23 protein-coding genes, 1 tRNA gene and 1 other RNA gene are annotated in these 26,179 nt (G+C 71.2%); 14 read left to right on the forward strand and 11 right to left on the reverse strand.

The window, feature by feature from the left end; translation table 11 throughout:
- Nucleotides 1-28: 28 nt before the first annotated feature.
- The 3 genes from B7W94_RS16160 to B7W94_RS16170 are packed head-to-tail and all read right to left on the reverse strand — an operon-like array spanning nt 29 to nt 4,591.
- Complete coding sequence (locus B7W94_RS16160; protein WP_085607645.1) at nt 29-3,004, reverse strand: bifunctional [glutamine synthetase] adenylyltransferase/[glutamine synthetase]-adenylyl-L-tyrosine phosphorylase; 2,976 nt, start codon at nt 3,002-3,004, stop codon at nt 29-31.
- 7 nt (nt 3,005-3,011) lie between these two features.
- On the reverse strand, nt 3,012-4,349 hold the full coding sequence (gene glnA / locus B7W94_RS16165) for a type I glutamate--ammonia ligase (protein ID WP_085607647.1): 1,338 nt from the start codon (nt 4,347-4,349) through the stop codon (nt 3,012-3,014).
- A 2-nt stretch (nt 4,350-4,351) separates the two neighbouring features.
- Nucleotides 4,352-4,591, reverse strand: coding sequence for a hypothetical protein (locus tag B7W94_RS16170; protein WP_025103604.1), 240 nt, complete (start codon nt 4,589-4,591; stop codon nt 4,352-4,354).
- An 81-nt stretch (nt 4,592-4,672) separates the two neighbouring features.
- On the opposite strand from B7W94_RS16170, the gene ppgK reads away from it, so the two are divergent.
- Complete coding sequence (gene ppgK / locus B7W94_RS16175; protein ID WP_025103605.1) at nt 4,673-5,419, forward strand: polyphosphate--glucose phosphotransferase; 747 nt, start codon at nt 4,673-4,675, stop codon at nt 5,417-5,419.
- 114 nt (nt 5,420-5,533) lie between these two features.
- Here ppgK and rnpB read toward each other — a convergent pair.
- The 4 genes from rnpB to B7W94_RS16195 all read right to left on the reverse strand — a co-directional run bounded on the left by rnpB (nt 5,534) and on the right by B7W94_RS16195 (nt 8,796).
- An RNA gene (rnpB, locus tag B7W94_RS16180) (RNase P RNA component class A) lies at nt 5,534-5,890 on the reverse strand.
- Nucleotides 5,891-5,914: 24 nt separating this feature from the next.
- Nucleotides 5,915-7,615, reverse strand: a complete 1,701-nt coding sequence (locus tag B7W94_RS16185; protein ID WP_085607649.1) for a bifunctional 3'-5' exonuclease/DNA polymerase — start codon at nt 7,613-7,615, stop codon at nt 5,915-5,917.
- 22 nt (nt 7,616-7,637) lie between these two features.
- A complete protein-coding gene (locus B7W94_RS16190) occupies nt 7,638-8,375 on the reverse strand; it encodes a zinc ribbon domain-containing protein (protein WP_085607651.1) in 738 nt (245 codons plus the stop codon).
- 37 nt (nt 8,376-8,412) lie between these two features.
- Entirely contained in the window at nt 8,413-8,796 is a 384-nt protein-coding gene (locus tag B7W94_RS16195) for a YchJ family protein (RefSeq protein ID WP_025103608.1), read from the reverse strand.
- Nucleotides 8,797-8,896: 100 nt separating this feature from the next.
- Between B7W94_RS16195 and B7W94_RS16200 the strand changes: the two genes are divergently transcribed.
- Entirely contained in the window at nt 8,897-9,736 is an 840-nt protein-coding gene (locus B7W94_RS16200) for an aldo/keto reductase (RefSeq protein ID WP_085607652.1), read from the forward strand.
- Between the two features lie 11 nt (nt 9,737-9,747).
- Here the strand turns inward: B7W94_RS16200 and B7W94_RS16205 are convergent, their stop codons facing one another.
- Complete coding sequence (locus B7W94_RS16205) at nt 9,748-10,584, reverse strand: helix-turn-helix transcriptional regulator (RefSeq protein ID WP_025103610.1); 837 nt, start codon at nt 10,582-10,584, stop codon at nt 9,748-9,750.
- Between the two features lie 100 nt (nt 10,585-10,684).
- On the opposite strand from B7W94_RS16205, the gene B7W94_RS16210 reads away from it, so the two are divergent.
- The gene (locus B7W94_RS16210; RefSeq protein WP_085607655.1) at nt 10,685-11,449 is read left to right on the forward strand and encodes an SDR family oxidoreductase; all 765 of its coding nucleotides are present in this window, start codon (nt 10,685-10,687) and stop codon (nt 11,447-11,449) included.
- A gap of 34 nt (nt 11,450-11,483) precedes the next feature.
- On the opposite strand, the gene B7W94_RS16215 is transcribed toward B7W94_RS16210, so the two are convergent.
- Both B7W94_RS16215 and B7W94_RS16220 read right to left on the reverse strand, forming a co-directional pair.
- Complete coding sequence (locus B7W94_RS16215; RefSeq protein WP_085607657.1) at nt 11,484-12,437, reverse strand: L-lactate dehydrogenase; 954 nt, start codon at nt 12,435-12,437, stop codon at nt 11,484-11,486.
- Between the two features lie 64 nt (nt 12,438-12,501).
- On the reverse strand, nt 12,502-13,389 hold the full coding sequence (locus tag B7W94_RS16220; RefSeq protein ID WP_085607659.1) for a TIGR01777 family oxidoreductase: 888 nt from the start codon (nt 13,387-13,389) through the stop codon (nt 12,502-12,504).
- A 154-nt stretch (nt 13,390-13,543) separates the two neighbouring features.
- Here B7W94_RS16220 and B7W94_RS16225 point away from each other — a divergent pair, with 154 nt between their 5' ends.
- Genes B7W94_RS16225 through B7W94_RS16245 form a run of 5 tightly spaced genes read left to right on the forward strand, consistent with a single transcriptional unit; the run spans nt 13,544 to nt 18,233 of the window.
- Nucleotides 13,544-14,485, forward strand: coding sequence for an ABC transporter substrate-binding protein (locus tag B7W94_RS16225; protein ID WP_085607661.1), 942 nt, complete (start codon nt 13,544-13,546; stop codon nt 14,483-14,485).
- Nucleotides 14,482-15,522, forward strand: coding sequence for an iron chelate uptake ABC transporter family permease subunit (locus tag B7W94_RS16230; RefSeq protein WP_085607663.1), 1,041 nt, complete (start codon nt 14,482-14,484; stop codon nt 15,520-15,522). Before B7W94_RS16225 ends, B7W94_RS16230 begins: the two co-directional genes overlap by 4 nt.
- Complete coding sequence (locus tag B7W94_RS16235) at nt 15,519-16,580, forward strand: FecCD family ABC transporter permease (RefSeq protein ID WP_253247458.1); 1,062 nt, start codon at nt 15,519-15,521, stop codon at nt 16,578-16,580. Before B7W94_RS16230 ends, B7W94_RS16235 begins: the two co-directional genes overlap by 4 nt.
- The gene (locus B7W94_RS16240) at nt 16,573-17,385 is read left to right on the forward strand and encodes an ABC transporter ATP-binding protein (RefSeq protein WP_172400141.1); all 813 of its coding nucleotides are present in this window, start codon (nt 16,573-16,575) and stop codon (nt 17,383-17,385) included. Before B7W94_RS16235 ends, B7W94_RS16240 begins: the two co-directional genes overlap by 8 nt.
- On the forward strand, nt 17,382-18,233 hold the full coding sequence (locus B7W94_RS16245) for a siderophore-interacting protein (RefSeq protein WP_085607665.1): 852 nt from the start codon (nt 17,382-17,384) through the stop codon (nt 18,231-18,233). The genes B7W94_RS16240 and B7W94_RS16245 overlap by 4 nt, the downstream gene beginning before the upstream one ends.
- 32 nt (nt 18,234-18,265) lie before the next feature.
- On the opposite strand, the gene B7W94_RS16250 is transcribed toward B7W94_RS16245, so the two are convergent.
- A tRNA-Val gene (locus B7W94_RS16250) sits at nt 18,266-18,338 on the reverse strand.
- Nucleotides 18,339-18,491: 153 nt separating this feature from the next.
- Here B7W94_RS16250 and aceE point away from each other — a divergent pair.
- The 6 genes from aceE (at nt 18,492) to B7W94_RS16280 (ending at nt 26,116) form a co-directional block, all read left to right on the forward strand.
- On the forward strand, nt 18,492-21,218 hold the full coding sequence (gene aceE / locus B7W94_RS16255) for a pyruvate dehydrogenase (acetyl-transferring), homodimeric type (RefSeq protein ID WP_062634357.1): 2,727 nt from the start codon (nt 18,492-18,494) through the stop codon (nt 21,216-21,218).
- 31 nt (nt 21,219-21,249) lie between these two features.
- Nucleotides 21,250-22,446, forward strand: a complete 1,197-nt coding sequence (locus B7W94_RS16260) for a PucR family transcriptional regulator (protein WP_025103615.1) — start codon at nt 21,250-21,252, stop codon at nt 22,444-22,446.
- A gap of 97 nt (nt 22,447-22,543) precedes the next feature.
- Nucleotides 22,544-23,464 (forward strand): ACP S-malonyltransferase, encoded by a 921-nt coding sequence (locus B7W94_RS16265; protein ID WP_085607667.1) that lies wholly within the window; start codon nt 22,544-22,546, stop codon nt 23,462-23,464.
- Nucleotides 23,461-24,462 carry a beta-ketoacyl-ACP synthase III gene (locus B7W94_RS16270; protein WP_085607669.1) on the forward strand — a complete coding sequence of 334 codons (1,002 nt, stop codon included), beginning with the start codon at nt 23,461-23,463 and terminating at the stop codon, nt 24,460-24,462. Before B7W94_RS16265 ends, B7W94_RS16270 begins: the two co-directional genes overlap by 4 nt.
- A gap of 69 nt (nt 24,463-24,531) precedes the next feature.
- Nucleotides 24,532-24,780, forward strand: a complete 249-nt coding sequence (locus B7W94_RS16275; protein WP_017202249.1) for an acyl carrier protein — start codon at nt 24,532-24,534, stop codon at nt 24,778-24,780.
- Between the two features lie 97 nt (nt 24,781-24,877).
- A complete protein-coding gene (locus B7W94_RS16280) occupies nt 24,878-26,116 on the forward strand; it encodes a beta-ketoacyl-[acyl-carrier-protein] synthase family protein (RefSeq protein ID WP_085607671.1) in 1,239 nt (412 codons plus the stop codon).
- Nucleotides 26,117-26,179 lie beyond the last annotated feature (63 nt).

Genomic DNA, 26,179 nt, shown 5'->3' on the forward strand with positions numbered 1-26,179 from the left:
AGGACGATCGTGCAACTCGACCGGCCGTCTAGCCGTAGAAGAGCTGCTCGAAGGTCCGCCGGGCGCGCCGCGTGACCGCCAGGTAGTCCTCCTCGAGTGGTGTCGCCGACCGGGGCGGATAGCCCAGCAGACGGGCCAGGGCATCCAGCTGACGGCGGTCGGCAGGCAGGACGTCGCTCGTCTGCCCCGTGAGCAGGGTGATGCCCGAACGGAGCCGGCTCGACAGCAGCCAGGCCGCCCGCAAGCGCTCGGCGTCGTCCTCCTCGACGAGCCCGGCTGCGACCGCGGCGTCGAGCGCGTGCAGCGTGGACGTGGTGCGGAGACCCGGGACGTCGGTCGCATGCTGCAGCTGGAGGAGCTGCACGAGCCACTCCACGTCGCTGAGAGTCCCCGGCCCGAGCTTGAGGTGACGACGGGGGTCCGTGCCCTGCGGCAGCCGCTCCCCCTCGACGCGCGCCTTGATCCGCTTGATCTCCCGGAGCCCCTGGAGGTCGACCGTCTCCGGGTACCGGATGCTGTCCGCGAGCTCCATGAACCGCCCGATGAGCTTCGTGCTCCCGGCGACACCGCGCGCCCGCAGGAGCGCTTGCGCCTCCCAGGACAGCGACCAGCGGCGGTAGTAGGCCGCGTAGGCGTCGAGGGACCGCACGATCGGACCGTTGCGCCCCTCGGGCCGCAGACCCGCGTCGAGGTCAAGGGGCAGGCGATGATCCGTCAGATGCTCGCGGAGCCCGGCCACGATCCGCGTCGCGAGCTTCTCCGCTCTGCCCGGGTCGACGCCGTTCGCGTCGTACACGTACAGCACGTCCGCATCGGACCCGAAGCCGAGCTCGGCGCCGCCGAACCGCCCCATGCCGATGACCGCGAAGTCGAGCGCCGTGTCCTCGGGCGGCACGACCTCGCGGAGGACGGCGCGGAGGCCGGCCTGGATCGTCGCATCCGTGATGTCGGTGAGCGCGGTGGCCACCTCCTCGATGGTGACGACATCGAGGACGGCCGCCATCGCCGTGCGCAGGAGCTCGCGACGCCGCAGGGCCCGGACGGCCCGCAACGCGTCGGCGACCGTCTCATGGCGCGTCTGGATCGCTCGGGCCTCGTCGTCGAGCGCCTGCGCGCTCCGTGGACGCAGTCGCTCGGCGCTGTCCAGCCACGCCACCGACTCCGGGATCCACTCCAGCAGCTCGCCGATGTACCGCGAGGACGACAGCAGTCGGGTGAGGCTCTCTGCCGCACCGGAGGAGTCCCGCAGCATGCGCAGGAACCACGAGGTATCCCCCAGCCGCTCGCTGATGCGGCGGAACGCGAGGAGGCCGTAGTCGGGGTCGCTGCCGTCCGCGAACCAGCGCACCATGACGGGCATGAGGTGCCGCTGGATCGTCGCCTTGCGGCTGAGTCCGCGTGTCAGCGCGCCGATGTGGCGCAACGCTCCCGCCGGGTCGCGGAACCCGATCGCGGCGAGCCGGTCGTGAGCCTGCTCCGCGGAGAGGGTGCGCTCCTCCTCGGGCAGTCCGGCCACGGCGCTCAGCAGCGGGCGGTAGAAGAGGCGGGTGTGGATGTCGCGCACCTCGCGGCGGACGCTCTCCCAGCGCGCCCAGACGCCCTCCCCCGTCTCAGCCAGCTTCGTGCTGCGCGCCAGGATGCGCAGGCCGGCCGGCGTCTTGGGCATGAGGTGGGTGCGGCTGAGGTCGCGCAACTGCAGACGGTGCTCCATGAGCCGCAGCACCCGATAGTCGTCCGCGAAGGTGCCCGCATCCGCCCGGCCGATGTAGCCGCCGGCGACCAGGGCGTCCAGGCTCTCCAGCGTGCCACGCGTGCGCAGCGACTCGTCGGTGAGACCGTGTACGAGCTGCAGGAGCTGCACCGTGAACTCGATGTCGCGCAGCCCGCCCGCGCCGAGCTTGAGCTGGTACGGGGCGTCCTCCGGGTCGATGTGCTCCATGACCCGCTCGCGCATGCGCTGGACGCTCTCGACGAACTCCTCCCTGGCGGCACTCGACCACACGCGCGGCTGCACCGCGTCGATGTATGCGGCGCCCAGGTCGGGGTCGCCGGCCAGCGGACGAGCCTTCAGCAGAGCCTGGAACTCCCAGCTCTTCGCCCACCGGTCGTAGTACGCGACGTGCGACGCGAGGGAGCGCACGAGGGCGCCCTGCTTGCCCTCCGGGCGCAGCGCCGCGTCGACCTCCCAGAGCGGCGGCTCGACCTCGATGGCGCTGAGGTTGCGCATGGTGTCCCTGGCCAGGCGCGTGGCGATGTCGATCGCCTGCGGCTCGGAAAGCGCCTCTTCATCCGCCGTGCCGCCGACGAAGATGACGTCGACGTCGCTGACGTAGTTGAGCTCCCTCGCGCCGGCCTTCCCCATGCCGATCACGGCCAGCTGAGTGGCAGCGACGGCGTCCCGACCGGCGGACGGCGCCTGGTGGGTGCGGGCGATCGCGAGCGAGGCCTCGAGGGCGGCGCCGGCGAGATCCGCGAGGGAAGCGGCGACCGCGGCGACGACCTCTTCGGGGCGCGAGTGACCGAGATCGTAGGCGGCGATCTCCGCGAGGTTCCGCCGATACGCGACGCGGAGCGCCACGACCGTCCCGTCGTCCGCCGCGTCGGCGAACCCGTCCTCCGCCCCGACGGCGGCGAGGAGGCGATCGCGCCACACGTCCGCCGTGGGGAGCACGTCGATCGGTGCGGCCAGCACGTCCAGCTCGTCGGGATGCCGCAGGAAGAACTCCGCCAGTCCCACAGAGGCACCGAAGACGCGCCAGACGCGCCGGCGCGTCTCCTCGTCGTCCGCGAGCGCCCGCAGCGGGGCAGGGTCTCGTCGAGCGACCCGCAGCATCCCGCGAACGGCCGCATCCGGGTCCGCCGCGACGGCCGCCTCGAGCAGCATCGCGCGCGGCACGCCGAGCAGGCTCTCGAGCTCCGCCAGCGACGCCGCGGCCTCGCTCAGCTCAGCGAACCCGAGCCGGGCGAGAGCCGAGAGCGAGACGGAGGCGTCGGGGCGAGCCATGCCGCGCTCAGAGGAGCTCGAGGTTGTTCTTCAGCTCCAGCGGCGTGACCTGGCCGCGGTACGCCTCCCACTCCTTGCGCTTGTTGAGCAGCACGTAGTTGAACACCTGCTCCCCCAGCGTCTCCGCGACGAGCTCGGAGGCCTCCATGTACTCCAGGGCGTGGTCGAGGCTGGCGGGCAGGGCGGAGTAGCCCAGCGCCCGGCGCTCGGCGTCGCTCAGCGCCCAGACGTTGTCCTCCGCCTCCGGCGGAAGCTCGTACTCCTCCTCGATGCCCTTGAGACCGGCGGCGAGCATGAGCGCGTACGCGAGGTAGGGGTTCGCCGCGGAATCGAGCGCGCGGTACTCGACGCGCGAGGACTGCCCCTTGTTCGGCTTGTACATCGGGACGCGGACGAGCGCAGACCGGTTGTTGTGGCCCCACGTGATGAAGCTCGGGGCCTCGTCGCCGCCCCAGAGCCTCTTGTACGAGTTGACGAACTGATTCGTCACGGCGGAGATCTCGTTGGCGTACTTGAGCAGGCCCGCGATGAAGTGACGGCCCGTCTTGGAGAGCTGGTACTTCGCACCCTCCTCGTAGAACGCGTTCTGATCGCCCTCGAACAGCGACATGTGCGTGTGCATGCCGCTGCCGGGCTGGCCGCTGAGCGGCTTCGGCATGAACGTGGCGTACACGCCCTGCTCGATCGCGACCTCCTTGATGACCGTGCGGAAGGTCATCACGTTGTCCGCGGTGGTGAGGGCGTCGGCGTAGCGGAGGTCGATCTCGTTCTGGCCGGGGCCGCCCTCGTGATGGCTGAACTCCACGGAGATGCCGAGGTCTTCCAGCATGCGGACCGAACGGCGACGGAAGTCGTGCGCCGTGCCCCCGGGGACGTTGTCGAAGTAGCCGGCGGAGTCGACGGGGACGGGCCCCTCAGGACCGAACGACGACGACTTGAGCAGGTAGAACTCGATCTCCGGGTGCGTGTAGAACGTGAAGCCCGCATCGGCGGCCTTCGCGAGCGTCCGCTTCAGCACGTGACGGGGGTCGGCCACCGCGGGCTGTCCGTCGGGCGTGGTGAGGTCGCAGAACATGCGCGCGGTCGGGTCGATCTCCCCGCGCCACGGCAGCGTCTGGAAGGTCGTCGGGTCGGGCTGGGCGAGCAGATCGGACTCGTACGTGCGGGTCAGCCCCTCGATCGCGGAGCCGTCGAACCCGATGCCCTCGGCGAAGGCGCCCTCGACCTCGGCCGGCGCGATGGCGACGGACTTGAGCGTGCCGATCACGTCGGTGAACCACAGGCGCACGAACTTGACGCCGCGCTCCTCGATCGTCCGGAGGACGAAGTCCCTCTGCTTGTCCATGGCTACTCTGCGCCCTGGCCCTTCTCCGCACCGAAGCCGCTGGACGGCTTCGCGTCCCAGCCCTGCTCCGCGGCCTCTTCCTCGGCCCAGGCACGCGACCGCTCCTTGAGCACCTCGGGGGCGCGACGCGCCTCGGCCTCGGTGTCGAACGGGCCGATGCGGTCGATGGACGGCGACAGCATGCCGAACTCGACCTCGCCCGTGACGGAGTTGTACCAGTACTTGTGATCGCCGTCGGTCATGGCTGCTCCTTCTTCCCGCGAGCGGTTGGGGTGATGTCATCGATCCTACTGGCGTGCACCGTGGTCGCTAAGCTATCGGCCATGGCAAAAGCGATCGGCGTCGACATCGGCGGCACGGGCATCAAAGCGGGAATCGTCGACCTCGAACACGGCACCATGGCCTCGGATCGGGTCCGCGTGCCCACTCCGGCCGGCGCGGCACCGGAAGACGTCCTCGTCGCGGTGCAGACCGTCCTGAAGACGCTCGACGTGCACGAGTCGACCCTGCCGCTCGGCGTGGCGTTCCCCGCGATCGTCAAGCGCGGCAAGACCCTCTCCGCGGCGAACGTCTCGAAGGAGTGGATCGACTTCGACGCCGAGCGCTTCTTCCGCGACGGCCTCGGCCGCAACATCGTCTTCGTGAACGACGCCGACGCCGCCGGTGTCGCGGAGGCCCGCCACGGAGCCGCCCGCGACGTGCTCGGCTTCACGCTCCTGACCACGCTCGGCACCGGGATCGGCTCCGCGTTCCTGTACGACGGCGTGCTGCTTCCGAACACGGAGCTCGGCCACCTGAACTTCCGCGAGTACGAGTCCGTCGAGACCTATGCGGCCACCTCGGCGCGCGAGCGCGAGGGCCTGAGCTGGGAGGAGTGGGCCGAGCGCCTGCAGGCGTTCTACTCCCACATCGAGTTCCTGTTCAGCCCCGACCTGTTCGTGGTCGGCGGCGGCGTGTCGAAGAACGCGGGCGACTTCCTGCCCCTGCTCGACCTGAAGACGCCGATCGTCCCCGCGATCCACCGCAACAACTCGGGCATCATCGGCGCGGCCTCGCTCGCCGGCGACTGACCCTTCGACAGGCTCAGGGACCCAGCGGGACGCTCAGGGCCCTTCGACAGGCTCAGGGACCCAACGAGAGAAGGCCCCGATGACGGGAGTCATCGGGGCCTTCGGCGTTCGAGGCGAATGGGCCGACCTGTACGCCGGGTTCTGTTCCGGGGTTCTTCGCCCCTTCGACGGCCATCTCTCTCGGCGACACGTTGCCGTGCCGCTCCAGCGGTCTACCCGAGGACTCGGCGGGCCGCGTCATCATCCTCTGTCTGACCTTGCTCCGGGCGAGGTTTACCTGGCGGGCCGTGTCACCACGGCCCCCGGTGGTCTCTTACACCACCCTTTCACCCTTACCCCTCGCGGGGCGGTCTGCTCTCTGTGGCACTGTCTCGCGGATCACTCCGGGTGGGTGTTACCCACCGCCCTGCCCTGTGGAGCCCGGACGTTCCTCGGTGCGGTTTCCCGCCACGCGACCGTCCAGTCGACCCATTCGCCCCTCCAGTCTACGGGGCCTCACTTCTCGGCGGAGTCCGCGATGCGCAGATCGAGCGGCACGTCGATCGGGAAGGTGCCGAACAGGCGGGTGGTGGCGACGGCAGCGGCCTCGCGGACGGCGTCGGCCGCGGCCTCCGCGTGCTCCTGCGGTGTGTGCAGGATGACCTCGTCGTGCAGGAAGAACGCCAGGTGCGGCTCCCGGGCGAACGGCCCCGATGCCTCGGCCGCGCCGAAGACCTCGGGAAGCTGTGCCAGGCGGTGACGGATCTCGGCGAGCCAGATGAGCGACCACTCCGCCGCGGTGCCCTGGACGACGAAGTTCCGGGTGAAGCGCCCCCACTCCCGTGCGCGGCGGCGGGCGAGGGAGACCACGGCAGGATCGGCGTCGGCGCCCGTGGCATCAGCCTGCAGCCGCATCCACTCCGTGGGCGGACGCGGCGAGGAGCGACCGAGCCAGGTGGACACGATGCCGCCGTCCTCCCCGACACGCGCCGCGTCGTCGACGAGCGCCATGGCGCGGGGATAGACCTTCCGCAGCCGGGGAACGAGTCGCCCGCTGTCGCCGCTGGTGGCGCCGTACATCGCTCCCAGAACCGCGTACTTCGCCTCCTCGCGGGTCGCGACGGCACCCGACGCGACGACCCCCGCGTAGAGATCGCCGCCGCGTGCCGCGGCCGCCATCGCCTCGTCGGCCGCCATGGCCGCGAGCATCCGCGGCTCGAGCTGGGCGACGTCCGCGACGACGAGGGCCCAGCCCGGATCCGCACGCACAGCGGGGCGGAGGTTGCGCGGCAGTTGCAGCGCGCCGCCGCCGGCCGATGCCCACCGTCCGGTAACGACGCCCCCGGGGATGTACACCGGGCGGAAGCGGCCGTCCTGCACCCATTCCGACAGCCAGGTCCAGCCGTTCGCGCTGAGCAGTCGAGACAGCTTCTTGTAGGCGAGGAGCGGTTCGATCACGGGGTGCTCGTGGGCCGACAGCTCCCACTTGCTCGTGGACTCCACCGACACGCCCACGCGGTGCAGCGCCCGCAGCAGCTTCGGCTGACTGTCCAGGTGCAGCGTGGGGTCGTCGAGCAGCGCCCGCACCTCGTCGCCGCGCTCCACCATCCGTCGGGGCAGCCCGCCCGCAGCCGGACGAGCGCCAAGGGTCTCGGTGAGGATCGCGTCGTGCACCCCGGCGTCCCACGGGAGCCCCGCGACGCGCATCTCCTCGGCGATCAGCCCGCCGGCCGACTCTGCGGCGCACAGCAGCGTCAGGCGTCCATCGGCCGCCTCCGCCATCACGGTCCGCTGCGCGCGGTACTGCTCGAGTGCTGCGGTGACCGCGTCCTCACCGGACTCCTCGTCGAGGACGTCGAACAGGGAGGGGGTGGTGTCGACCGGGTCGCGGCGCTCCCATGCGGCGGCAGGCGCCAGCGGCGTGGACACCATGGCCGTGTCGCGCAGGATCGCGTGACAGAGGACGAGGTCGTGACTGCGCGTGATCCTGACGCCTTCACTCAGGAGCAGCGCGTAGATCTCGGCCGCGCTGCGGATGATCCACCGCGGGGCGTCGGCGGCTTCGACCGCGGCCACCCATCCCGCGAGTTCCGCCGCGGGCAGGAGCGTGCGCTGCTGCTCCTCGTCGTGTTCGTCCAGCTCGATCGCGGCGTACTCCCCCGCACCGAGGCCGACCAGCGCGAGGCGTCGCTCCGGGCCCGACGCCGGCGCCGTCACGGGCGGTGCAGGCCGGATGCGCTCATGACGAGAGTCCCGACTCCTCGGTGCGCACGAGGATGCAGCCGCACTCGGGGCACGAGACGACCTCGTCCTCGGGCGCGCGACGGATCTCGTTGAGATCGGTGCCGGGCAGCATCATGCGGCAGCCTTCGCAGGTTCCGCGGGTGAGGAGCGCGGCTCCGGCGCTGTTCGCGGCGCGGCGATCGTACTCCGCGAGAAGCGGCGCGGGAACGGTGGCGGCGACCGCCTCCCGGTCGCGGGCGAGCTGGGCGCCGAGGTCGGTCGCCGCGGCGACGTCGGCCTTGCCCTGCGCGGTGAGGGCACTCCCCTCCGCGGTCGTCGCATCCAGCAGCGCCTGCTGGGCGGCCACGGCGGCGTCGGCTTCCTCGACTCGGCCCATGACGTCGAGCTCCGCGTCCTCCAGGTCGCTCAGACGCTTGGCGAGGCTGGCGAGCTCGTGCTCCAGCGCCTGCGCCTCCTTCGGGTTGGTGGCCGCCGCGAGGCGCTGGGCGTCGCGGTCGCGCCGCTGCTCGGCCAGCGCGACGTCCGATTCCAGCCGCGAGAGCTCGGTGCGGGCGTCGTCCCTGGCGCCGGTCAGGACCGTGAGCTCGCGGAGCTGCTCCTGACGAATGGCGACGAGCTCGGCGATCCGGCCCGCCTGGCTCGGCTGCGTGCGGGCGCGCTCCGCCTGCGCGATGCGCCGGTCGAGGTCCGCGATGTCGAGCAGGGTGCGCTGGTTCTCCGGGGTGGCGTTCACGCTCTCAAATCTACTCGCTGCCGGGCCGAGGGCCGCATCACCGGATGTCGCCGTCCACGTAGAACCACGTCCGGTTCTCACGGACGAAGCGACTGCGCTCGTGCAGCGATCCGCGCGTGCCGCCCTGCCGCCAGAACGCCTCGAACTCGACCACGCCCTCCGTGTCGAACGGGCCGCCCGCCACGCGGTCCACGATCAGCAGACGCCGCCACTCCAGGTCCGCCTCGAAGGTGATCGTCTCCGGTCGCGTCTCCGGGTGCCAGGTGCGGAGCAGGTACGCCCCGTCCTCCCGCACGAAAGCGGTGTACCGGGAGCGCATCAGCCGCTCGGCGGTCGGGGCAGGAGCGCCATCGAGGAGCGGTCCGCAGCAGGCGGCGAACGTATCCCCCGAGGCGCAGGGGCAGCGGGCGGACTCCGTCATGGGAGCGCGACGATCAGGGTCATGCCTGCCAGCATCGCGCGGAGGACCGTGTCGCGCCAACTCGCCCTACGCTGGAGGCACGCCAACGCCAGGAGCACCGATGACCACTGTCCCCACCTTCCGCGCCCACAACGGCTTCGCCCTGCCGGCACTCGGCCTCGGCACGTATCGGCTGAACGGCGACGCCGGAGCCGACGCGGTCGCCCAGGCCCTCCGTGCGGGATACCGCCTCGTGGACTCCGCGTTCAATTACGAGAACGAAGGCTCCGTCGGGCGCGGCGTCGCGGCCTCCGGCCTCCCCCGCTCCGAGGTCATCGTGACGACGAAGCTCCCCGGACGGCACCATGCCCGCGCGACGGCGACCGCCAGCATCGAGGAGAGCCGTTCCCGCCTCGGCCTCGACGCGACCGACCTGCACCTCATCCACTGGCCGAACCCGAGCCAGGACGAGTACGTCGAGGCGTGGGAGGCGCTCGTGGACGCCCAGGCGCGGGGCGTCGTCCGCCAGATCGGCGTCTCGAACTTCCTCCCCGAGCATCTCGAGCGCATCGAACGGGAGACCGGGGTCCGGCCGGTCGTGAACCAGATCGAGGTGCACCCGTACTTCCCGCAGGAGGAGCAGCTGGCCTACCACCGGGAGCACGGCATCCTCACCGAGGCCTGGAGCCCGCTGGGGCGTGCGCAGGCCCTCCTCGACGAGGACGTCGTCCGCGAGGTGGCCGCCGCTCACGACATCACGCCCGCGCAGACCGTCCTCGCCTGGCACGTGGCCAGGGAGACGGTCGCGATCCCGAAGGCGTCGTCCGCGGAGCACCAGGCCGCGAACCTCGCCGCCGCCGCCGTCGTGCTCGACGACGCGGAGGTCGCCGCGATCACCGCACTCGGACGCGCGGACGGGCGCCTGTTCGACGGCGATCCCGCGGTGCACGAGGAGTCCTGAGCGGGGAGGGCTCAGACGCTCTGCGTGCCGAGCACGCGCAGGAACTCCAGCTTCCCGGCCGCCTCGCTCCCCGGCTGCGCCGTCAGGACGATGAGCGCCTGCGACTCGTCCTCGGTGAACAGCGCCTGGCAGTCCACCTCGATCTCCCCGAGCTCCGGATGCACGATCACCTTGTGCTGCTCGAAGCGACGGGCGACCTCGTGGGCCGCCCAGAGCCGCACGAACTCGGGACTCCGTTCCGACAGATCCGCCACGATCTCCCCCGCCCGCGACCGCGCGCCCATGGTGCCGTACGCCGCGCGCAACGCCGCCACCAGCGCCCGTGACTGCCGGGGGTGATCGACCTCCCGGTACCGACGCCGTTCCTCCTCCGGTCGCGCGAACCAGCGATGGATGCCGCTCCGGTCGAGCCCGGTCAGACCGCTCGCGTCTCCGATCAGCGCGCGTGAGGCGTCGTTCTGCACCAGCACCTCGTCGAGAGCCGAGACCACGAACGCCGGGGTGTCGTGCAGACGGTCGAGCACGCGGAGGATGCCGGGACGGACGTAGTCGGTGATCACCGCGCGATCGGGAGCGCTGAGCCCGCTGAGCCGGTAGAGGTAGTCGCGCTCGTCCGAGGACAGCCGCAGCGCACGGGCGAGGGCGGCGAGGATCTGCGCGCTCGGCTGCGGGCCGCGACGCTGCTCGAGACGCGTGTAGTAGTCCGTCGACATGGTCGCGAGCTGTGCGACCTCCTCGCGGCGCAGTCCGGCCGTCCGTCGCCGAGTCCCCTCGGGCAGGCCCACGTCGGCAGGACGCAGCGCCTCCCGACGGCGCAGGAGGAAGTCGGCCAGGGCGTCACGATCCATCCGTGCAGTATCCCCCGGACGCGTGAGGGGATCCAGGGACCGCCGATCCCCCGATCAGCCGTCTCTGGAACGGCGCCAGTGCAGCGTCGAGGCTGAGGTCATGGACATCACCGGAAACACCATCTTCATCCCGGGCGCGACGAGCGGGATCGGCCTGGCGCTGGCCCTCCGACTGCAGGAGCGCGGCAACACCGTGATCGTCGGCGGACGTCGAGAGGACCGGCTGGCCGCGATCGCTGCCGCGCATCCCGAACTCCGCACGATCCGCATCGATACGGCCGACCCGGCGAGCATCGACGAGGCCGCGGCCGCGGTGCTCGCCGCGCATCCGACGCTGAACGTGCTGGTCACGATGGCCGGCATCATGCGGGCGGAGGACTGGACCACGCCGGCCGGCTTCCTGTCCACCGCCGAAGAGACCGTCACGACGAACGTCCTCGGCCCGATCCGCCTCATCGCGGCCTTCATCGAGCACCTGCAGGCCCAGCCCTCGGCGACCATCATGACCGTCTCCTCCGGTCTCGCCTTCGCGCCCCTGAAGGTCACGCCCACGTACAACGCGAGCAAGGCGGCGATCCACATGCTCAGCGAGTCGCTGCGGCTGCAGCTCGCGGGCACGACCGTCGCCGTGCAGGAGCTCGAGCCGCCCGCCGTGCGCACGGACCTCATGCCCGGGCATGCGGAGAACGAGGCCGCTCTGCCGCTCGACGCGTTCGTCGACGAGGTCATGACGCTCATCGAGACCCAGCCCGACGCGACTGAGATCCAGGTCGAGCGGGTGAAGTTCCTCCGCTACGGCGAGGCGCGGGGCGACTACGACGAGGTCGTGGCGGTGCTCAACCGCACGGATCCGCACGGCCGGTGAACCCCGGTGGGGCGGTCCGCCGCCCCACCCGCCGTCACTCCTGCAGGGATGCGGCGACCGCGGTGAGCGCCTCGGCGGACTGCCGCAGCAGCTCGAGCTCGCGATCCGAGAACGCGGTCGTGCGGATCGGGAGGGCCCCGGCGGCGCTGACGATCGACGGCACGGACAGGGCGACGCCGTCGATCCCGTGGAAGTCGCGGAGAACCGTGCTCACGGGCATCACCGCATGCTCGTCCCGGAGGATCGCCTCCACGATGCGCGCGCTGGAGAGCCCGATCGCGTAGTTCGTGGCGCCCTTGCCCTGGATCACCTTGTAGGCGGCGTCGCGGACGTCGACGGCGATCTCGTCCAGCTCCTCCAGAGTGAAGCGCGGGTGCCCCGGGGTCTCCCAGTCGAGGATCGGGACCGTGCCGATCGTCGCCCGCGACCAGAGCGGGAACTCGGTGTCGCCGTGCTCTCCGATGATGTGGGCGTGCACGCTGGCCGTGGACACGCCCGCCCGCTCCCCCAGCTTCCAGCGCAGCCGAGACGTGTCGAGCACGGTGCCCGACGCGAAGATGCGCTCCGGCGGCAGTCCTGTCTCCTGCTGCGCGATGACCGTCAGCACGTCGCACGGGTTCGTGACGATGACGTAGACCGCATTGGGCGCGACCGACAGCAGCTCCGGCATCATGCGCCGGATGATGCCGGCGTTCACTCCGGCGAGCTCGGTGCGCGTCTGACCCGGATTCTGCTTCGCTCCCGCCGTGATGACCACGACATGGGACCCGGCCGCCACCGAGATGTCGCTGCCGCCGATGATGTCGCTGCTGCCGGTGAACTGCGTGCCGTGCGCGAGGTCGAGCACCTCCGCCTCGACCTTCTCCGTCGCGATGTCGTACAGGGCGACGTGGCGGGCCGAACCGCGGATCAGAGCCGCATAGGCCACGCTCGATCCGACGCTTCCGGCGCCGACGACGGTGAGCTTCGAGTTCTCGATGATCTCCATGCGCCCATCCTGACAGCGCGGGCGCCGCGACGGCAGGGGTCTCGCCGGGAGAATCGCGTCGTCGTCAGACCGCCGCGGCCACCGCATCCGCAGCGGTGCGATGGGTGAAGCGGAAGCCGGACTGCTGCAGCGCCTCAGGCCGCACGTCCGCATCCGGAAGCAGCAACGATTCGGCGGCGTCGCCGAGAGCGAGGCGTAGGGCCCACCGGGGAGCGGGCACCCAGAACGGCCGATGCATCCGCTGCGCGAGCGCGCGACCGATGTCGTTCGCGGACGCCCGGGTGGGCCCGGTGAGGTTGACCGGCCCCGCGAGCTTCGCGTCAAGGACATGGCGGATGCCGCGCACCTCGTCGTCCAAGGAGATCCACGGCCAGATCTGCGTACCCGGCCCCAGCGGGCCGGCGACGCCGAGCTTCGTCAGCGTGATCATGGGTCGGAGCACCCCCCGGCGGTGGATCACCGGTGCCGTCCGCAGCAGGGCGACCCGCGTGTGGTCCTCCGCTCGTCGCGCGGCCGTCTCCCAGCGCACGGTGAGGTCGGCGAGGAAGGTGCTCCCGGGGCCGGAGTGCTCGGTGAGCACCTCGCCGGGAGCCGATCCGTAGTAGCCCACAGCGGAGGCGGAGAGGAAGGCGGGCGCGTCGGTGCGCAGAGCGCGCAGGGCCGTGGTCAGGGTGTTCGTCGCGTCGAGGCGCGACTCGACGAGCTGACGGCGATATCCGCGCGTCCACGGGAGCCGGCCGACGCTCGCGCCTCCGAGGGCGACGACGGCCTCCGCTCCCGCGAGCGCATCCGGGTCGAGCGCGGTGTCCCCCGGCGACCATTCGATCTCGCCCTCCGCCTGCGGAGGACGTCGCACGAGGGTGCTCACCTCGATGCCGTCCGCCCGCAGGGAGGCGGCGAGGGCGGAACCGATGAGGCCTGAGGCCCCGCTGATGACGATGCGTCGCGCCATTGCCGCTCCCGTCTGTCGAGTCGAATCTCCGCTCTACCGTACGCCCTGTCCGGGGACGCTCGGGACGACCTGGGTTTCAATCCTCCGACGTGGTTAGGTTAGGGTTTCCTAAGTCGCATCATCCTGTGGATCCCCCTCCTCGAAAGGCTCCGACGTGCCCGTACGCTCCCGACGACGCCCCGCCGCCCTGGCTCTCGCTCTGACCGCTTCCGCCGCGCTCCTGCTCACCGCCTGTGCGCCCGCCGGTGCCGACGCCGAGACGGCCACCGAGCCCACGGCGTCCAGCACCCACGCAGTCACCCACGCTCGGGGCACGACGGACGTCCCGGCGGAGGTCGAGCGCGTCGTCACCCTCGAGCCGCTGGAGCTCGATACGGCGGTCGCGGTCGGCATCACACCGGTGGGGGCCGCCGTCGCCTCCAACGTGACGGGCACCCCCGCCTACCTCGGCGCCGACGGCGTCGAGTCCGTGGGCACCGTGCCGGAACCGGACCTCGAAGCCATCGCCGCGCTCAAGCCGGATCTCATCCTCGGCACGGAGGCGCGGCACTCCGCGCTCTACGAGCAGCTCTCCGCGATCGCGCCCACCGTCTTCATCGAGACGCAGGCCGACCCCTGGCGCGACAACGCACTGCTCATCGGGGACGCACTGAACCGCAAGGACGAGGTCGCCGACCTGCTGGCAGACGTCGACGACCGCTGTGCGAGCCTCAGCGACCAGTACGACGTCTCCGGGCAGACGGCGCAGCTCATCCGCCCCCGCGACGAGACGACCCTCAGCCTCTACGGCCCAGTCTCCTTCGCGGGCAGCCTGCTGGAATGCGTCGGCTACACGATCCCGGACCAGGACTGGGCGGACGGCCTCCAGGCGGACATCTCGCCGGAGAACATCCTCGACGCGCAGGCCGATCACGTGTTCGTGACAACGGCGGACGTCGCGGACGAGTCCGCTGTGCCGGCGGCGATCCGGCAGAACGCCGCGGCATTCCCCTCCGTCACTCTCGTCGATACCGCGACCTGGGTGTCGGGCGTCGGACCGAAGGGCGCGCAGTCGGTGCTCGACGACATCGAGACGCACCTCGAAGCGAGTCGATGACCACTCTCGTCGGAGCGGGGCCCTCCGCGGCCCCGCTCCCGCGTGCGCGACGGCGGCTGCTCGGCGTGTCCGTGCTGGCCGTCGCCCTGATCGCGGCGGTGACCCTGTCCCTCCTGGTGGGTGCCAACCCGCTGTCCGTCGACGCCCTGCTCGACACTCTGGCGGGGAACGGCACACCGGAGGCCGCCTACGTGCTGTACGACCTGCGCATCCCCCGGACGTCCGTGGGCCTGGCGGCCGGGGCCGCCCTGGGCATCGCGGGCGCCCTGATCCAGGCGTTCACCCGGAACCCGCTCGCGGATCCGGGAATCCTCGGGGTCAACGCCGGAGCTGCTCTCGCGGTCGCGATCGGGGTCGCATGGCTGGGCCTTCGTGACGCGTCGGCTTTCGTCTGGCTCGCCTTCCTCGGCGCCCTGATCGTCACGGTCGCGGTGTACCTCGTCGGCTCCGCCGGCCGCGGCGCCGCCGACCCCCTCCGCCTCACTCTTGCGGGAGTCGCTCTGGGCGCCGTGCTCTCCGGGATCACCACCGGTCTCACCCTCACCGACCCGGAGGCGTTCGACACCCTCCGCAGCTGGAACGCCGGGTCACTCCTCGCGTCCGGACTTGACGGCTTGTTCGCCGTCCTCCCGTTCCTGGGCATCGGCGTCGTGATCGCCCTGGCAGTGACCGGCGGACTCAACGCCCTGGGCCTCGGTGAGGACGTCGCGCGCGCCCAGGGCGCGAACGTCGCACTGCTGCGCACCGGTGTGATCGTCGCAGTCACCCTCCTGGCCGGCACAGCCACCGCCCTCGCCGGCCCGATCGCGTTCGTGGGCCTCATGGTCCCCCACGTGATCCGCTGGACCTTCGGTGTCGACCAACGCCTCATCGTCCCCCTGTCCGCCGTGCTCGCCCCGGTGGTCGTCCTGCTGTCCGATGTCGTCGGCCGGGTGATCATCGCCCCCGCCGAGGTGCCGGTCGGCGTCGTGGCGGCTCTGGTCGGCGCGCCCGTGCTGATCGTGCTGGCCCGACGACGGAAGGCGAGCAGCCTGTGACCGCCACCCTCTTCCCCACGCTCCACGCCGGACCCCGCCGGGTCCTGCTGCGACTGGGCCCCCTGCAGGTGCCCGTGCGTGTGCGGAGCATCGTCGTGAGTCTCGCCATGACGGCCGCCGGGGTCGTGCTGCTCATCCTCTCGCTCGGCCTCGGCTCGTTCCCGCTCACACCGGCGGAGGTCGTGCACATCCTCCTCGGCGGCGGTGACGGCATCGACCGCACCGTGGTGCTGGAGTGGCGGCTCCCCCGGGCCCTCGCCGCCCTCGCCGTCGGCGCGCTGCTCGCCGTGGCCGGCGCTCTCTTCCAGACCGTGACGCGGAATCCCCTCGCCAGCCCCGACATCCTCGGCCTCTCCAACGGCGCGTTCACGGGGATGCTCCTCTCCCTGCTCCTCGTGTCGTCGTCCCTCGCGGCGCGCACGACCGGTGCCCTCATCGGCGGGCTCGCGGTCGCCCTCGTGATCTGGCTCCTCTCCGCGCGCGGCGGCATCCAGGGTTTCCGGCTGATCGTCGTCGGCATCGGCGTCTCCGCGATGCTCGCCTCCCTCAACACCTGGATGCTCCTGCAGATCGAGCTGGAGACCGCGATGTTCGCCTCGGCGTGGGGAGCCGGTTCCCTGAACGGGGTGACCGCCGAGACCCTCGGAGTCGCGCTGGCCGCCGCCGCGCCGGTCGCCGCGGCGGCCTTCCTCCTGAGCCCACGCCTTCGGCAGCTCGAACTCGGCGACGACCTGGCCGCTTCGACCGGCGCCCGACCGGGCGTCGTCCGCACCGCCGCCCTCCTGATCGGCGTGGTGCTCGTCGCCGCCGCCACCACCGTCGCCGGCCCCGTGGCCTTCGTCGCGCTCGCCGCCCCGCAGATCTCCCGGCTCCTCGCCCGCGCGCCGTCCCTCTCACTCGGACTCTCCGCACTCGTCGGCGCCATCCTGCTGCTCGCCTCGGACCTCGTCGCGCAGCACGGGCTCGCGGTCCCGCTCCCCGTCGGCGTCGTCACCGTCTCCGTCGGCGGCGCCTACCTCGTCCTCATGATCATCCTGGAGATCCGTCGCCGTGCCTGAACCCGAGTCTTCCGCCCGCCTGCGCGCGCAGCAGCTCCGCCTGTCCTACGACCGACGGGAGATCGTCCACGACCTCACCGTCGACATCCCGGACGGCTCCTTCACCGTCATCATCGGTGCCAACGCGTGCGGGAAGTCCACCCTGCTGCGCGGCCTGTCGCGCCTGCTGTCGCCGACCGGCGGAGACGTCGTGCTCGACGGAAGATCGATCGCGTCGTACCCCGCGAAGGAGGTCGCCCGCCGGCTCGGCCTGCTCCCGCAGAGCGCCACCTCGCCGGACGGCATCACCGCTGGGGACCTCGTCGCCCGCGGACGTTATCCGCACCAGCGCCTGCTGCGCCAATGGTCCCCCGCTGACGAGGACGCCGTGCAGCGTGCGCTCGCGGCGACCGGGACGACCGACCTGGCGGGGCGCGCCGTCGACGAGCTCTCCGGAGGACAACGACAGCGTGTCTGGGTCGCGATGGTTCTCGCACAGGACACCGACCTGCTGCTGCTCGATGAGCCGACGACCTACCTCGACGTCGCCCACCAGGTCGAGCTCATGGAGCTCTTCGCAGAGCTCAACGAGCAGGGCCGCACGGTCGTGGCCGTGCTGCACGACCTCAATCACGCCGCCCGGTACGCCTCCCACATCATCGCCATGCGCGACGGTCGCATCGTGGCGGAGGGTTCCCCGTCGGAGGTCATCACGAGCGACCGGGTGCAGGAGGTGTTCGGCCTCGCCAACGTGGTCATCGACGACCCGGTGACGGGCGGTCCTCTGGTCGTCCCGCTCCGCGGCGCTCGGACGGTGTCCGCATGAGCGCCGAGCGCCCCTGGGCCTACAGCGCGTTCCCCGTCGAAGTGCGCGCGCGCCGGGTGCTCAGCCCGCACTTCGTCCGCCTGACGTTCGGGGGCGACGCCCTGGCGGACTTCGCCCCGTGGGGTGTGGATCAGCGGATCAAGCTCGTGCTCCCCCTCCCCGACGGATCGCTCGCCGACTTCGGGCTCCTGGACGAGCCGACCCCGCACCCGTCGGATTGGTACACGCGCTGGAAGGCCCTCCCCGAGGACGCCCGCAACGTCCTCCGCACGTACACACCGGCCGAGATCCGCCCGGAGCAGCGGGAGATCGACATCGACTTCTATCTGCATGATCCGGCGGGCCCCGCATCAGCGTGGGCGGCCGCGGCGACCGTCGGCGACACGGCGGTGATCAACGGCCCCGACCGGCGCATGGGCTGGACCGGGTACGGCATCCACTGGCACCCGGGCCCGGCGCGGCGGTTCCTCCTCGTCGCGGACGAGACCGCTTTCCCCGCCGTCCGCGGGATCCTGCGGACGCTCGACGACACGCAGCGGGTCGACGTGATCCTGGAGTGCACTGATCCGTCCGACGACGTCGTGTCCGCTGACGCACCGGCTTTCGCCCGCGTGATGCGGGTCCCTCGCGGCGACGGCCCCGAGACGGGCGCGGAGCGAGCCGTGGCCGCGTGGAGCGCGGCCCACGGCGCAGAGGTGAGGGACGATCCGCAGTTCTACGCCTGGGTGGCCGGGGAATCGGGCACGACCACGCGCATCCGGCGCCACCTCACAGCCGGGGTGGGCGTGGCGAAGGAGCAGGTGTCGTTCCTCGGATACTGGCGCATCGGCGGACCGCTCGTCGGCTGATCTGCCGCGCGCACCCCGGGGATCCGCTGATGTGGGCCCTGCCGGGATCGAACCGACGACATCCACGGTGTAAACGTGGCGCTCTACCAGCTGAGCTAAAGGCCCTGGTGCGCTCAGTCTATCCGGGCGCGGATGCGCACCCGTGTCGTGGAAGAGGGATAGGCTGAGGTCGGCGCGCGTTGTGCACGGCCGACAAGGCTGCCCGTGTCGCTTCCCGTTTCCTTGGCATGACCTGCCAGCTTGACGAAAGGTTCCCCCGTGACCGTCCACGACCAGGATCCGTACTCTCAGGGCCCCCTCGACAGCGATCCGGAAGAGACCGGTGAGTGGCAGCAGTCGCTCGACGAGCTGGTGGACGCCAAGGGCCACGGCCGCGGGCGCGAGATCATGCTCAGCCTGCTCAAGCGCTCCAAGGAACTGCACCTGAACGTGCCGATGGTTCCGACCACCGACTACATCAACACCATCGCCCCGGAGAACGAGCCCGAGTTCCCCGGCGACGAGGAGATCGAGCGCCGCTACCGCGCCTGGATCCGCTGGAACGCCGCCATCACGGTGCACCGCGCCCAGCGCCCCGGCATCGGCGTCGGCGGTCACATCTCCACCTACGCGTCCTCCGCGGCGCTGTACGAGGTGGGCTTCAACCACTTCTTCAAGGGTGCGGACCACCCCGGTGGCGCCGACCAGATCTTCATCCAGGGTCACGCCTCCCCCGGCACGTACGCCCGCTCCTTCCTCGAGGGTCGCCTCACCGAGGACCAGCTCGACGGCTTCCGCCAGGAGAAGTCGCACGCGCCGAACGGCATCCCGTCGTACCCGCACCCGCGCCTCATGCCGGAGTACTGGCAGTTCCCGACGGTGTCGATGGGTCTCGGCCCGATCAACGCCATCTACCAGGCGATGTCGAACAAGTACCTCGAGAACCGCGGCATCAAGGACACCTCGCAGTCGCACGTCTGGGCGTTCCTCGGCGACGGCGAGATGGACGAGGTCGAGAGCCGCGGCCAGCTCCAGGTCGCCGCCAACGAGGGCCTCGACAACCTCACCTTCGTCGTGAACTGCAACCTGCAGCGTCTCGACGGCCCGGTGCGCGGCAACGGCAAGATCGTCCAGGAGCTCGAGTCGTTCTTCCGCGGCGCCGGCTGGAACGTCATCAAGGTGATCTGGGGCCGCGAGTGGGACGACCTGCTCGCCCGCGACACCGAGGGCGCACTGCTCAACCTCATGAACGTCACCCCCGACGGCGACTACCAGACGTACAAGGCGGAGTCCGGCGCGTACATCCGGGAGCACTTCTTCGGTCGCGACGAGCGCGCCGCCGCGCTGGTCAAGGACTACTCCGACGACGACATCTGGAACCTCAAGCGCGGTGGCCACGACTACCGCAAGGTCTACGCCGCGTTCAAGGCCGCGACCGAGCACAAGGGCAAGCCGACGGTCATCCTCGCGAAGACCGTCAAGGGCTACGGGCTGGGCCCGCAGTTCGAGGGCCGCAACGCGACCCACCAGATGAAGAAGATGACGCTGGACAACCTCAAGACGTTCCGCGACGCGATGCACATCCCGATCACGGACGCGCAGCTCGAGGAGAACCCGTACCTGCCCCCGTACTACAACCCGGGACCGCAGGACGAGACGATCCAGTACATGCTCGAGCGCCGCAAGGCCCTCGGCGGGTTCCTCCCGGAGCGCCGCTCGACGCACGTCGGCCTGTCCCTTCCCGAGGAGAACGCCTACGCGCTCCCCAAGAAGGGCTCCGGCACGCAGGAGATCGCCACGACCATGGCGTTCGTCCGTCTGCTGAAGGACCTGCTGCGCTCGAAGGAGTTCGGCCACCGCATCGTGCCGATCATCCCCGACGAGGCGCGCACGTTCGGCATGGACGCGTACTTCCCGACCGCGAAGATCTACAACCCCAACGGCCAGCACTACACCTCGGTCGACCGGGAGCTGCTGCTCGCCTACAAGGAGAGCCCGCAGGGACAGATCGTCCACGTCGGCATCAACGAGGCGGGCGCTCTCGCGGCGTTCACCGCCGCGGGCACGTCGTACGCGACGCACGGCGAGCCGCTGATCCCGATCTACATCTTCTACTCGATGTTCGGCTTCCAGCGCACCGGCGACGCCCAGTGGGCCGCCGGCGACCAGATGGCCCGCGGCTTCATCATCGGCGCCACCGCCGGGCGCACCACCCTCACGGGTGAGGGCCTCCAGCACGCCGACGGGCACTCGCACCTGCTCTCCTCCACCAACCCGGCGACGGTCTCCTACGACCCCGCGTACGGCTACGAGATCGCGCACATCATGCGTTCCGGTCTCGAGCGGATGTACGGCGGGCAGCACGAAGACCCGAACGTCATGTACTACCTCACGGTGTACAACGAGCCGATGGTCCAGCCCGCGGAGCCGGCCGACGTGGATGTGGACGGCATCGTCCGCGGCATCCACCGCGTCTCCGTCGGCGAGGGCGACGGCCCCCGTGCCCAGCTCTTCGCCTCCGGCGTCGGCCTGCCGTGGGCGCTCGAGGCCCAGGAGCTGCTGAAGAAGGACTGGGGTGTCGTCGCCGACGTGTGGTCGGTCACCTCGTGGACCGAGCTGCGCCGCGACGGCCTCGCCGCCGACGAGCACAACTTCCTCCACCCGGACCAGGAGCCGCGCACCGCGTACCTCACGCAGAAGCTCCAGGGCGCCGAGGGTCCCGTCGTCGCGGTGAGCGACTTCATGCACGCCGTGCAGGACCAGATCCGCCCGTGGGTCCCGAACCGCTTCGCCACGCTCGGCGCCGACGGCTTCGGCTTCTCGGACACCCGTGCCGCGGCCCGCCGCTTCTTCAAGATCGACGGACCGTCGATCGTCGTGCGCACGCTGCAGGCGCTGGCCGAGGAGGGCAAGGTCGACCGCGGCCTCTCCGCCCAGGCCATCGAGAAGTACCGCCTGCACGACGTGAACGCCGGCACGAGCGGCAACGCAGGCGGCGAAAGCTGAGCCCTCGGTGACAGCTGCCTCCGCCGCCGGCATGGACAAGGCCGCCACGCTCACCTGGCTGCGCCGGATCTCCGGCGACATCGCCACGGTGACGATCAAGCGGCTGGAGGACACCCTCCCCTGGTACGCCGACATGCCACCGGCCCGCCGCTCCGCGGTCGGGCTGGTGGCGCAGGCGGGCATCACCTCGTTCATCCAGTGGTACGACGACCCGACGTCCACCCCGTGGATCGCCGCGGACATCTTCGCCGCCGCTCCCCGTGAGCTGCTGCGGAGCGTGAGTCTGCAGCAGACCCTCCAGCTCATCCGCGTCACGGTCGAGGTGACCGAGGAACGGGTGGCGGGCAAGGGCGAGCACCTTCGCGAGGCCATCCTGCTCTACTCGCGGGACGTGGCCTTCGCCGCCGCCGACGTCTACGCGCGCGCCGCCGAGGCCCGCGGCCTCTGGGACGCGCGGCTCGAGGCGCTCGTCGTCGACTCGATCCTCACGGGCGAGGCCGACGAGGAGCTTCCCAGCCGGATCGCCGCTCTCGGGTGGCACGGCCACGGAGAGGTCGCGGTCCTCGTGGGCACCACGCCTCCGCAGTTCGACGTCGACCTCGTGCGTCGCACGGCGCGGAAGCTCGCGGTCGACGTCCTGATCGGCGTGCAGGGCTCGCGCCTCGTGCTCGTGCTCGGACGCGCGCGCGTCGAGGGCCAGGAGGGTGAGGACGAGGAGCTCGGGTTCCAGGAGATCGCGGCCCGTCTGGAGCCGTCGTTCGGCCCGGGGTTCGTCGTGCTGGGGCCGGCTGTGGCTGCCCTCGTCGACGCCAGCCAGAGCGCGCGTGCGGCGCTGGCCGGATTCGCGGTGGCCCGCGCCTGGCGGAGCGCACCGCGGCCCGTCGAAGCCGACGACCTGCTCCCGGAGCGCGCCCTCGCCGGCGACCCTCTCGCGAAGCAGACCCTGATCGAGCGCATCTACCGCCCGCTGCAGGCACACTCGACCGACCTCGTCACGACGCTCTGGAGCTATCTCGACAACGGCCGTTCCCTCGAGGCGACGGCCCGCGAGCTCTTCGTGCATCCGAACACCGTCCGCTACCGCCTGAAGCGGGTGAGCGAGGTCATCGGGTGGGACGCGACCGGGCCCCGCGAGGCGCTCATCCTGCAGACGGCGCTCATCCTCGGCTCCATCGGGGCCGCGGAGCAGGTACGCCGCCGTCCGCCGCTGCGCCGCCCTCCGCGCTGACCCACCCGGCGCATTCTGTACGCCACACACAAGGGTTCCGCGCAATCTTGTGATGGATCATCCACCGTTCTGCCGCGATCGTTGGCAGACTGGGTGGGTGATTGTCGTCGTCTGCCCTGGACAGGGCTCGCAGACCCCCGGATTCCTCGCCCCCTGGCTCGAGCTCGACGGAGTGGAGGAGCGTCTCGCCGCCTACTCCGAGGCCGCGCAGGTCGATCTCCGCGCGCACGGCACCGAGTCGGACGCGGACACCATCCGCGACACCCGGGTCGCCCAGCCGCTGATCGTGGCCGCCTCCCTCGTCGCCGGTGACGCCCTCGTGGCCGCCGCCGGTCGCCGCGCGGACGGCATCGCCGGGCACTCCGTCGGAGAGATCGCGGCGCTCGTCGGCAGCGGCGTGCTGGACGCCGAGACGGGCATGCGCCTCGTCGGCATCCGCGGGCGGGCGATGGCCGATGCCGCCGCCCAGACCCCGACGGGGATGAGCGCGGTCCTCGGCGGCGATGAGGAGACGCTCCTCGCCCGCCTCGCCGAGCTCGGCCTCGCGCCGGCGAACTTCAACGGCGGCGGGCAGATCGTCGTCGCCGGTCCTCTCCCGGCCCTGGCAGCTCTCGCCGAGGAGCCGGTCAAGGGCACCCGCGTGGTGCCGCTCCAGGTCGCCGGAGCGTTCCACACCGACTACATGGCCTCCGCCGTCTCGGCGCTCCGCGACGCGGTCGCCGACGTGAAGCCGTCCGACCCCGAGATCACGCTCTGGACCAACCGCGACGGCTCGGTCGTGACCGACGGAGCGACGGCGCTCGACTACCTCGTCGATCAGGTCTCCTCCCCCGTCCGGTGGGACCTCTGCATGACCTCCTTCGCCGACGCCGGGGTGACCGGCGTCATCGAGCTCGCCCCCGCGGGCGCCCTCGTCGGTCTCGCCAAGCGCGGCCTGCGCGGCGTGCCGACGGTCGCCGTGAAGACCCCCGAAGACCTCGAAGCCGCCGTCGCGCTGCTGAACGGAGAAGCCGCATGACCGCCTCCCTCGCCCAGATCGCCGGGCCCGCCTACACCCGCATCTACGCGTTCGGCGCGGCTCGCGGCGAGAACGCGGTGCCCAACGAAGACCTCATCGGGCCGATCGACTCCAGCGACGAGTGGATCCGTCAGCGCACCGGCATCGTCACGCGCGCCCGGGCCGACAAGGGGACGGACGCCATCGACCTCGCGACCGCGGCGGCAGCCGAGGCCATCGAGAAGTCGGGTGTCCCCGCCGACCAGGTCGACCTCGTCATCGTCGCGACCATCAGCAACCCGAAGCAGACGCCGTCGGTCTCGGCCATCGTCGCCGACCGCGTCGGGGCCAACCCGGCCGCGGCCTACGACATCAACGCGGCCTGCGCCGGCTACGCCTATGCGGTCGCGCAGGCGGACGCGCTCATCAAGGCCGGCGCCGCCCGCCACGCCCTCGTGATCGGCACGGAGAAGCTCTCCGACGTCGTCGACCCGACCGACCGCAGCATCTCGTTCCTCCTCGGCGACGGCGCCGGCGCCGCGCTCATCGGCCCCAGCGACACGCCGGGCATCGCCCCCGCGGTCTGGGGCAGCGACGGTTCCAAGGCCGACGCCGTCGGTATGAACGGCACCCTCACGGACTTCCGCGACGGCGTGGTGCCGTGGCCGACGCTCCGCCAGGAGGGCCCGACGGTCTTCCGCTGGGCCGTGTGGGAGATGGCCAAGGTCGCCCGCGAGGCGCTGGACAAGGCCGGGATCGAGGCCTCCGACCTCGCCGCCTTCATCCCGCATCAGGCCAACATGCGCATCATCGACGAGTTCGCCAAGCAGCTCGGTCTGCCGGAGACCACCGTCATCGCCCGCGACATCGAGACCACCGGCAACACGTCGGCCGCCTCGATCCCGCTCGCCAGCCACCGCCTCATGGCCGAGCACCCGGAGCTCTCCGGTGGCCTCGCCCTGCAGATCGGCTTCGGCGCCGGCCTCGTCTTCGCAGCCCAGGTCGTCGTCCTCCCCTGAAGACGCGTCGACCTTCCCTAGACTGTTCCACGGTTCCGAATACAACCCGCAAGAAAGAGGAAGACCACCATGGCTTTCACCAACGATGAGGTCCTCGCCGGCCTCGCAGAGCTGATCACCGACGAGACCGGCATCAACGCCAGCGAGGTCGCCCTGGAGAAGTCGTTCACGGACGACCTCGACATCGACTCGATCTCGATGATGACGATCGTCGTCAACGCCGAGGAGAAGTTCGGCGTCACCATCCCGGACGACGAGGTCAAGAACCTGAAGACCGTCGGCGACGCCGTCAACTTCATCGTCGCGGGCCAGGAGTAATCCCGGCAGGATGCCACCCTCGCCCCGCGCGGGGCGTGGCATCCTCCGGCCCTGCCCATCCCCCGCACGGACTCGTTTCGACAAGGAACCACACCTCATGACCAAGCGCATCGTCGTCACCGGCATCGGCGCCACCTCCGCCATCGGCGGGACGGCTCCGGAGAACTGGGACAACCTTCTCGCCGGTGCCTCCGGCGCCCGCACGATCGAGCACGACTGGGTGCAGGAGTACGATCTGCCCGTCACGTTCGCCGCCTCCGCGAGCGTCCGCCCGGAAGAGGTGCTGCCCCGCCACGAGGCGAAGCGTCTCGACCCCTCTTCGCAGTTCGCGCTCATCGCGGCGCGCGAGGCCTGGGAGGACGCGGGCTCGCCCGAGGTCGCTCCCGAGCGCCTCGGCGTCGACTTCGCGACCGGGATCGGCGGCCTCTGGACGCTGCTCGACGCCTGGGACACGCTGCGCGAGAAGGGCCCCCGCCGGGTCATGCCGCTGACCGTGCCGATGCTGATGCCGAACGCGGCCGCCGGCAACCTGTCGCTGCAGTTCGAGGCCCGCGCCTATGCGCAGACCGTCGTCAGCGCGTGCGCCTCCAGCACCGAGTCGATCATCCACGCCTTCCACCACCTGCAGGAGGGGCTGGCCGACGTCGTCATCGCCGGCGGCACCGAGTCGGCGATCCACCCGATCACGATGGCCGCGTTCGCGTCCGCGCAGGCGCTGTCGCGCCGCAACGACGACCCGGTCCACGCCTCCCGACCCGGCGCGATCGACCGCGACGGCTTCGTGATGGGCGAGGGCGCCGCGGCCCTCATCCTCGAGACCGAGGAGCACGCCAAGGCCCGCGGCGCGAAGATCTACGGCTACGTCCTCGGCGGTGGCGTGACCGCCGATGCGTACCACATCACCGGCAACGACCCGGAGGGCAAGGGGGCGGCGCGTGCCGTCGTCCAGGCACTCGAGGAGGCCGGCATCACCCCCGACCAGGTGACGCACATCAACGCCCACGCGACCTCGACCCCGGTCGGCGACCCCAACGAGTACGTCGCGCTGAAGAACGTCTTCGGCGACCGGATCGACGAGATCCCGGTGTCGGCCACCAAGGCGTCGACCGGGCACCTCCTGGGCGGGACCGGCGCGCTGGAGGCGATCTTCTCCCTCCTCGCGCTGCGGGACCGCGTGGCTCCGCCGACGATCAACATGACCGAGCCGGACCCGGAGGTGCCGTTCCGTCTGTCCGGAGAGGCGGCTCCGCTCGGCGACGGCCCGCAGATCGCCATCAGCAACTCGTTCGGCTTCGGCGGACACAACGCCGTGCTCGTGCTGGGCGGCGTCGACTGACCGTTTCCGCGTCCACGATGAAGGCCCCCGGGATGTGATCCCGGGGGCCTTCATCATGCGCGG

It is taken from the genome of Microbacterium sp. LEMMJ01 (genome assembly GCF_002114135.1).
GTDB lineage: Bacteria > Actinomycetota > Actinomycetes > Actinomycetales > Microbacteriaceae > Microbacterium.

Excerpts from the sequence above, each read along its gene's own strand:
- B7W94_RS16270 (WP_085607669.1), top strand. The coding sequence starts at position 23,461 with ATGACCGCCTCCCTCGCCCAGATCGCCGGGCCCGCCTACACCCGCATC.
- B7W94_RS16215 (WP_085607657.1), bottom strand. The coding sequence starts at position 12,437 with ATGGAGATCATCGAGAACTCGAAGCTCACCGTCGTCGGCGCCGGAAGC.
- B7W94_RS16200 (WP_085607652.1), top strand. The coding sequence starts at position 8,897 with ATGACCACTGTCCCCACCTTCCGCGCCCACAACGGCTTCGCCCTGCCG.
- B7W94_RS16275 (WP_017202249.1), top strand. The coding sequence starts at position 24,532 with ATGGCTTTCACCAACGATGAGGTCCTCGCCGGCCTCGCAGAGCTGATC.
- B7W94_RS16205 (WP_025103610.1), bottom strand. The coding sequence starts at position 10,584 with ATGGATCGTGACGCCCTGGCCGACTTCCTCCTGCGCCGTCGGGAGGCG.
- B7W94_RS16220 (WP_085607659.1), bottom strand. The coding sequence starts at position 13,389 with ATGGCGCGACGCATCGTCATCAGCGGGGCCTCAGGCCTCATCGGTTCC.
- B7W94_RS16280 (WP_085607671.1), top strand. The coding sequence starts at position 24,878 with ATGACCAAGCGCATCGTCGTCACCGGCATCGGCGCCACCTCCGCCATC.
- B7W94_RS16160 (WP_085607645.1), bottom strand. The coding sequence starts at position 3,004 with ATGGCTCGCCCCGACGCCTCCGTCTCGCTCTCGGCTCTCGCCCGGCTC.
- B7W94_RS16210 (WP_085607655.1), top strand. The coding sequence starts at position 10,685 with ATGGACATCACCGGAAACACCATCTTCATCCCGGGCGCGACGAGCGGG.
- glnA (WP_085607647.1), bottom strand. The coding sequence starts at position 4,349 with ATGGACAAGCAGAGGGACTTCGTCCTCCGGACGATCGAGGAGCGCGGC.
- B7W94_RS16230 (WP_085607663.1), top strand. The coding sequence starts at position 14,482 with ATGACCACTCTCGTCGGAGCGGGGCCCTCCGCGGCCCCGCTCCCGCGT.
- B7W94_RS16260 (WP_025103615.1), top strand. The coding sequence starts at position 21,250 with ATGGACAAGGCCGCCACGCTCACCTGGCTGCGCCGGATCTCCGGCGAC.
- B7W94_RS16195 (WP_025103608.1), bottom strand. The coding sequence starts at position 8,796 with ATGACGGAGTCCGCCCGCTGCCCCTGCGCCTCGGGGGATACGTTCGCC.
- ppgK (WP_025103605.1), top strand. The coding sequence starts at position 4,673 with ATGGCAAAAGCGATCGGCGTCGACATCGGCGGCACGGGCATCAAAGCG.
- B7W94_RS16170 (WP_025103604.1), bottom strand. The coding sequence starts at position 4,591 with ATGACCGACGGCGATCACAAGTACTGGTACAACTCCGTCACGGGCGAG.
- B7W94_RS16245 (WP_085607665.1), top strand. The coding sequence starts at position 17,382 with ATGAGCGCCGAGCGCCCCTGGGCCTACAGCGCGTTCCCCGTCGAAGTG.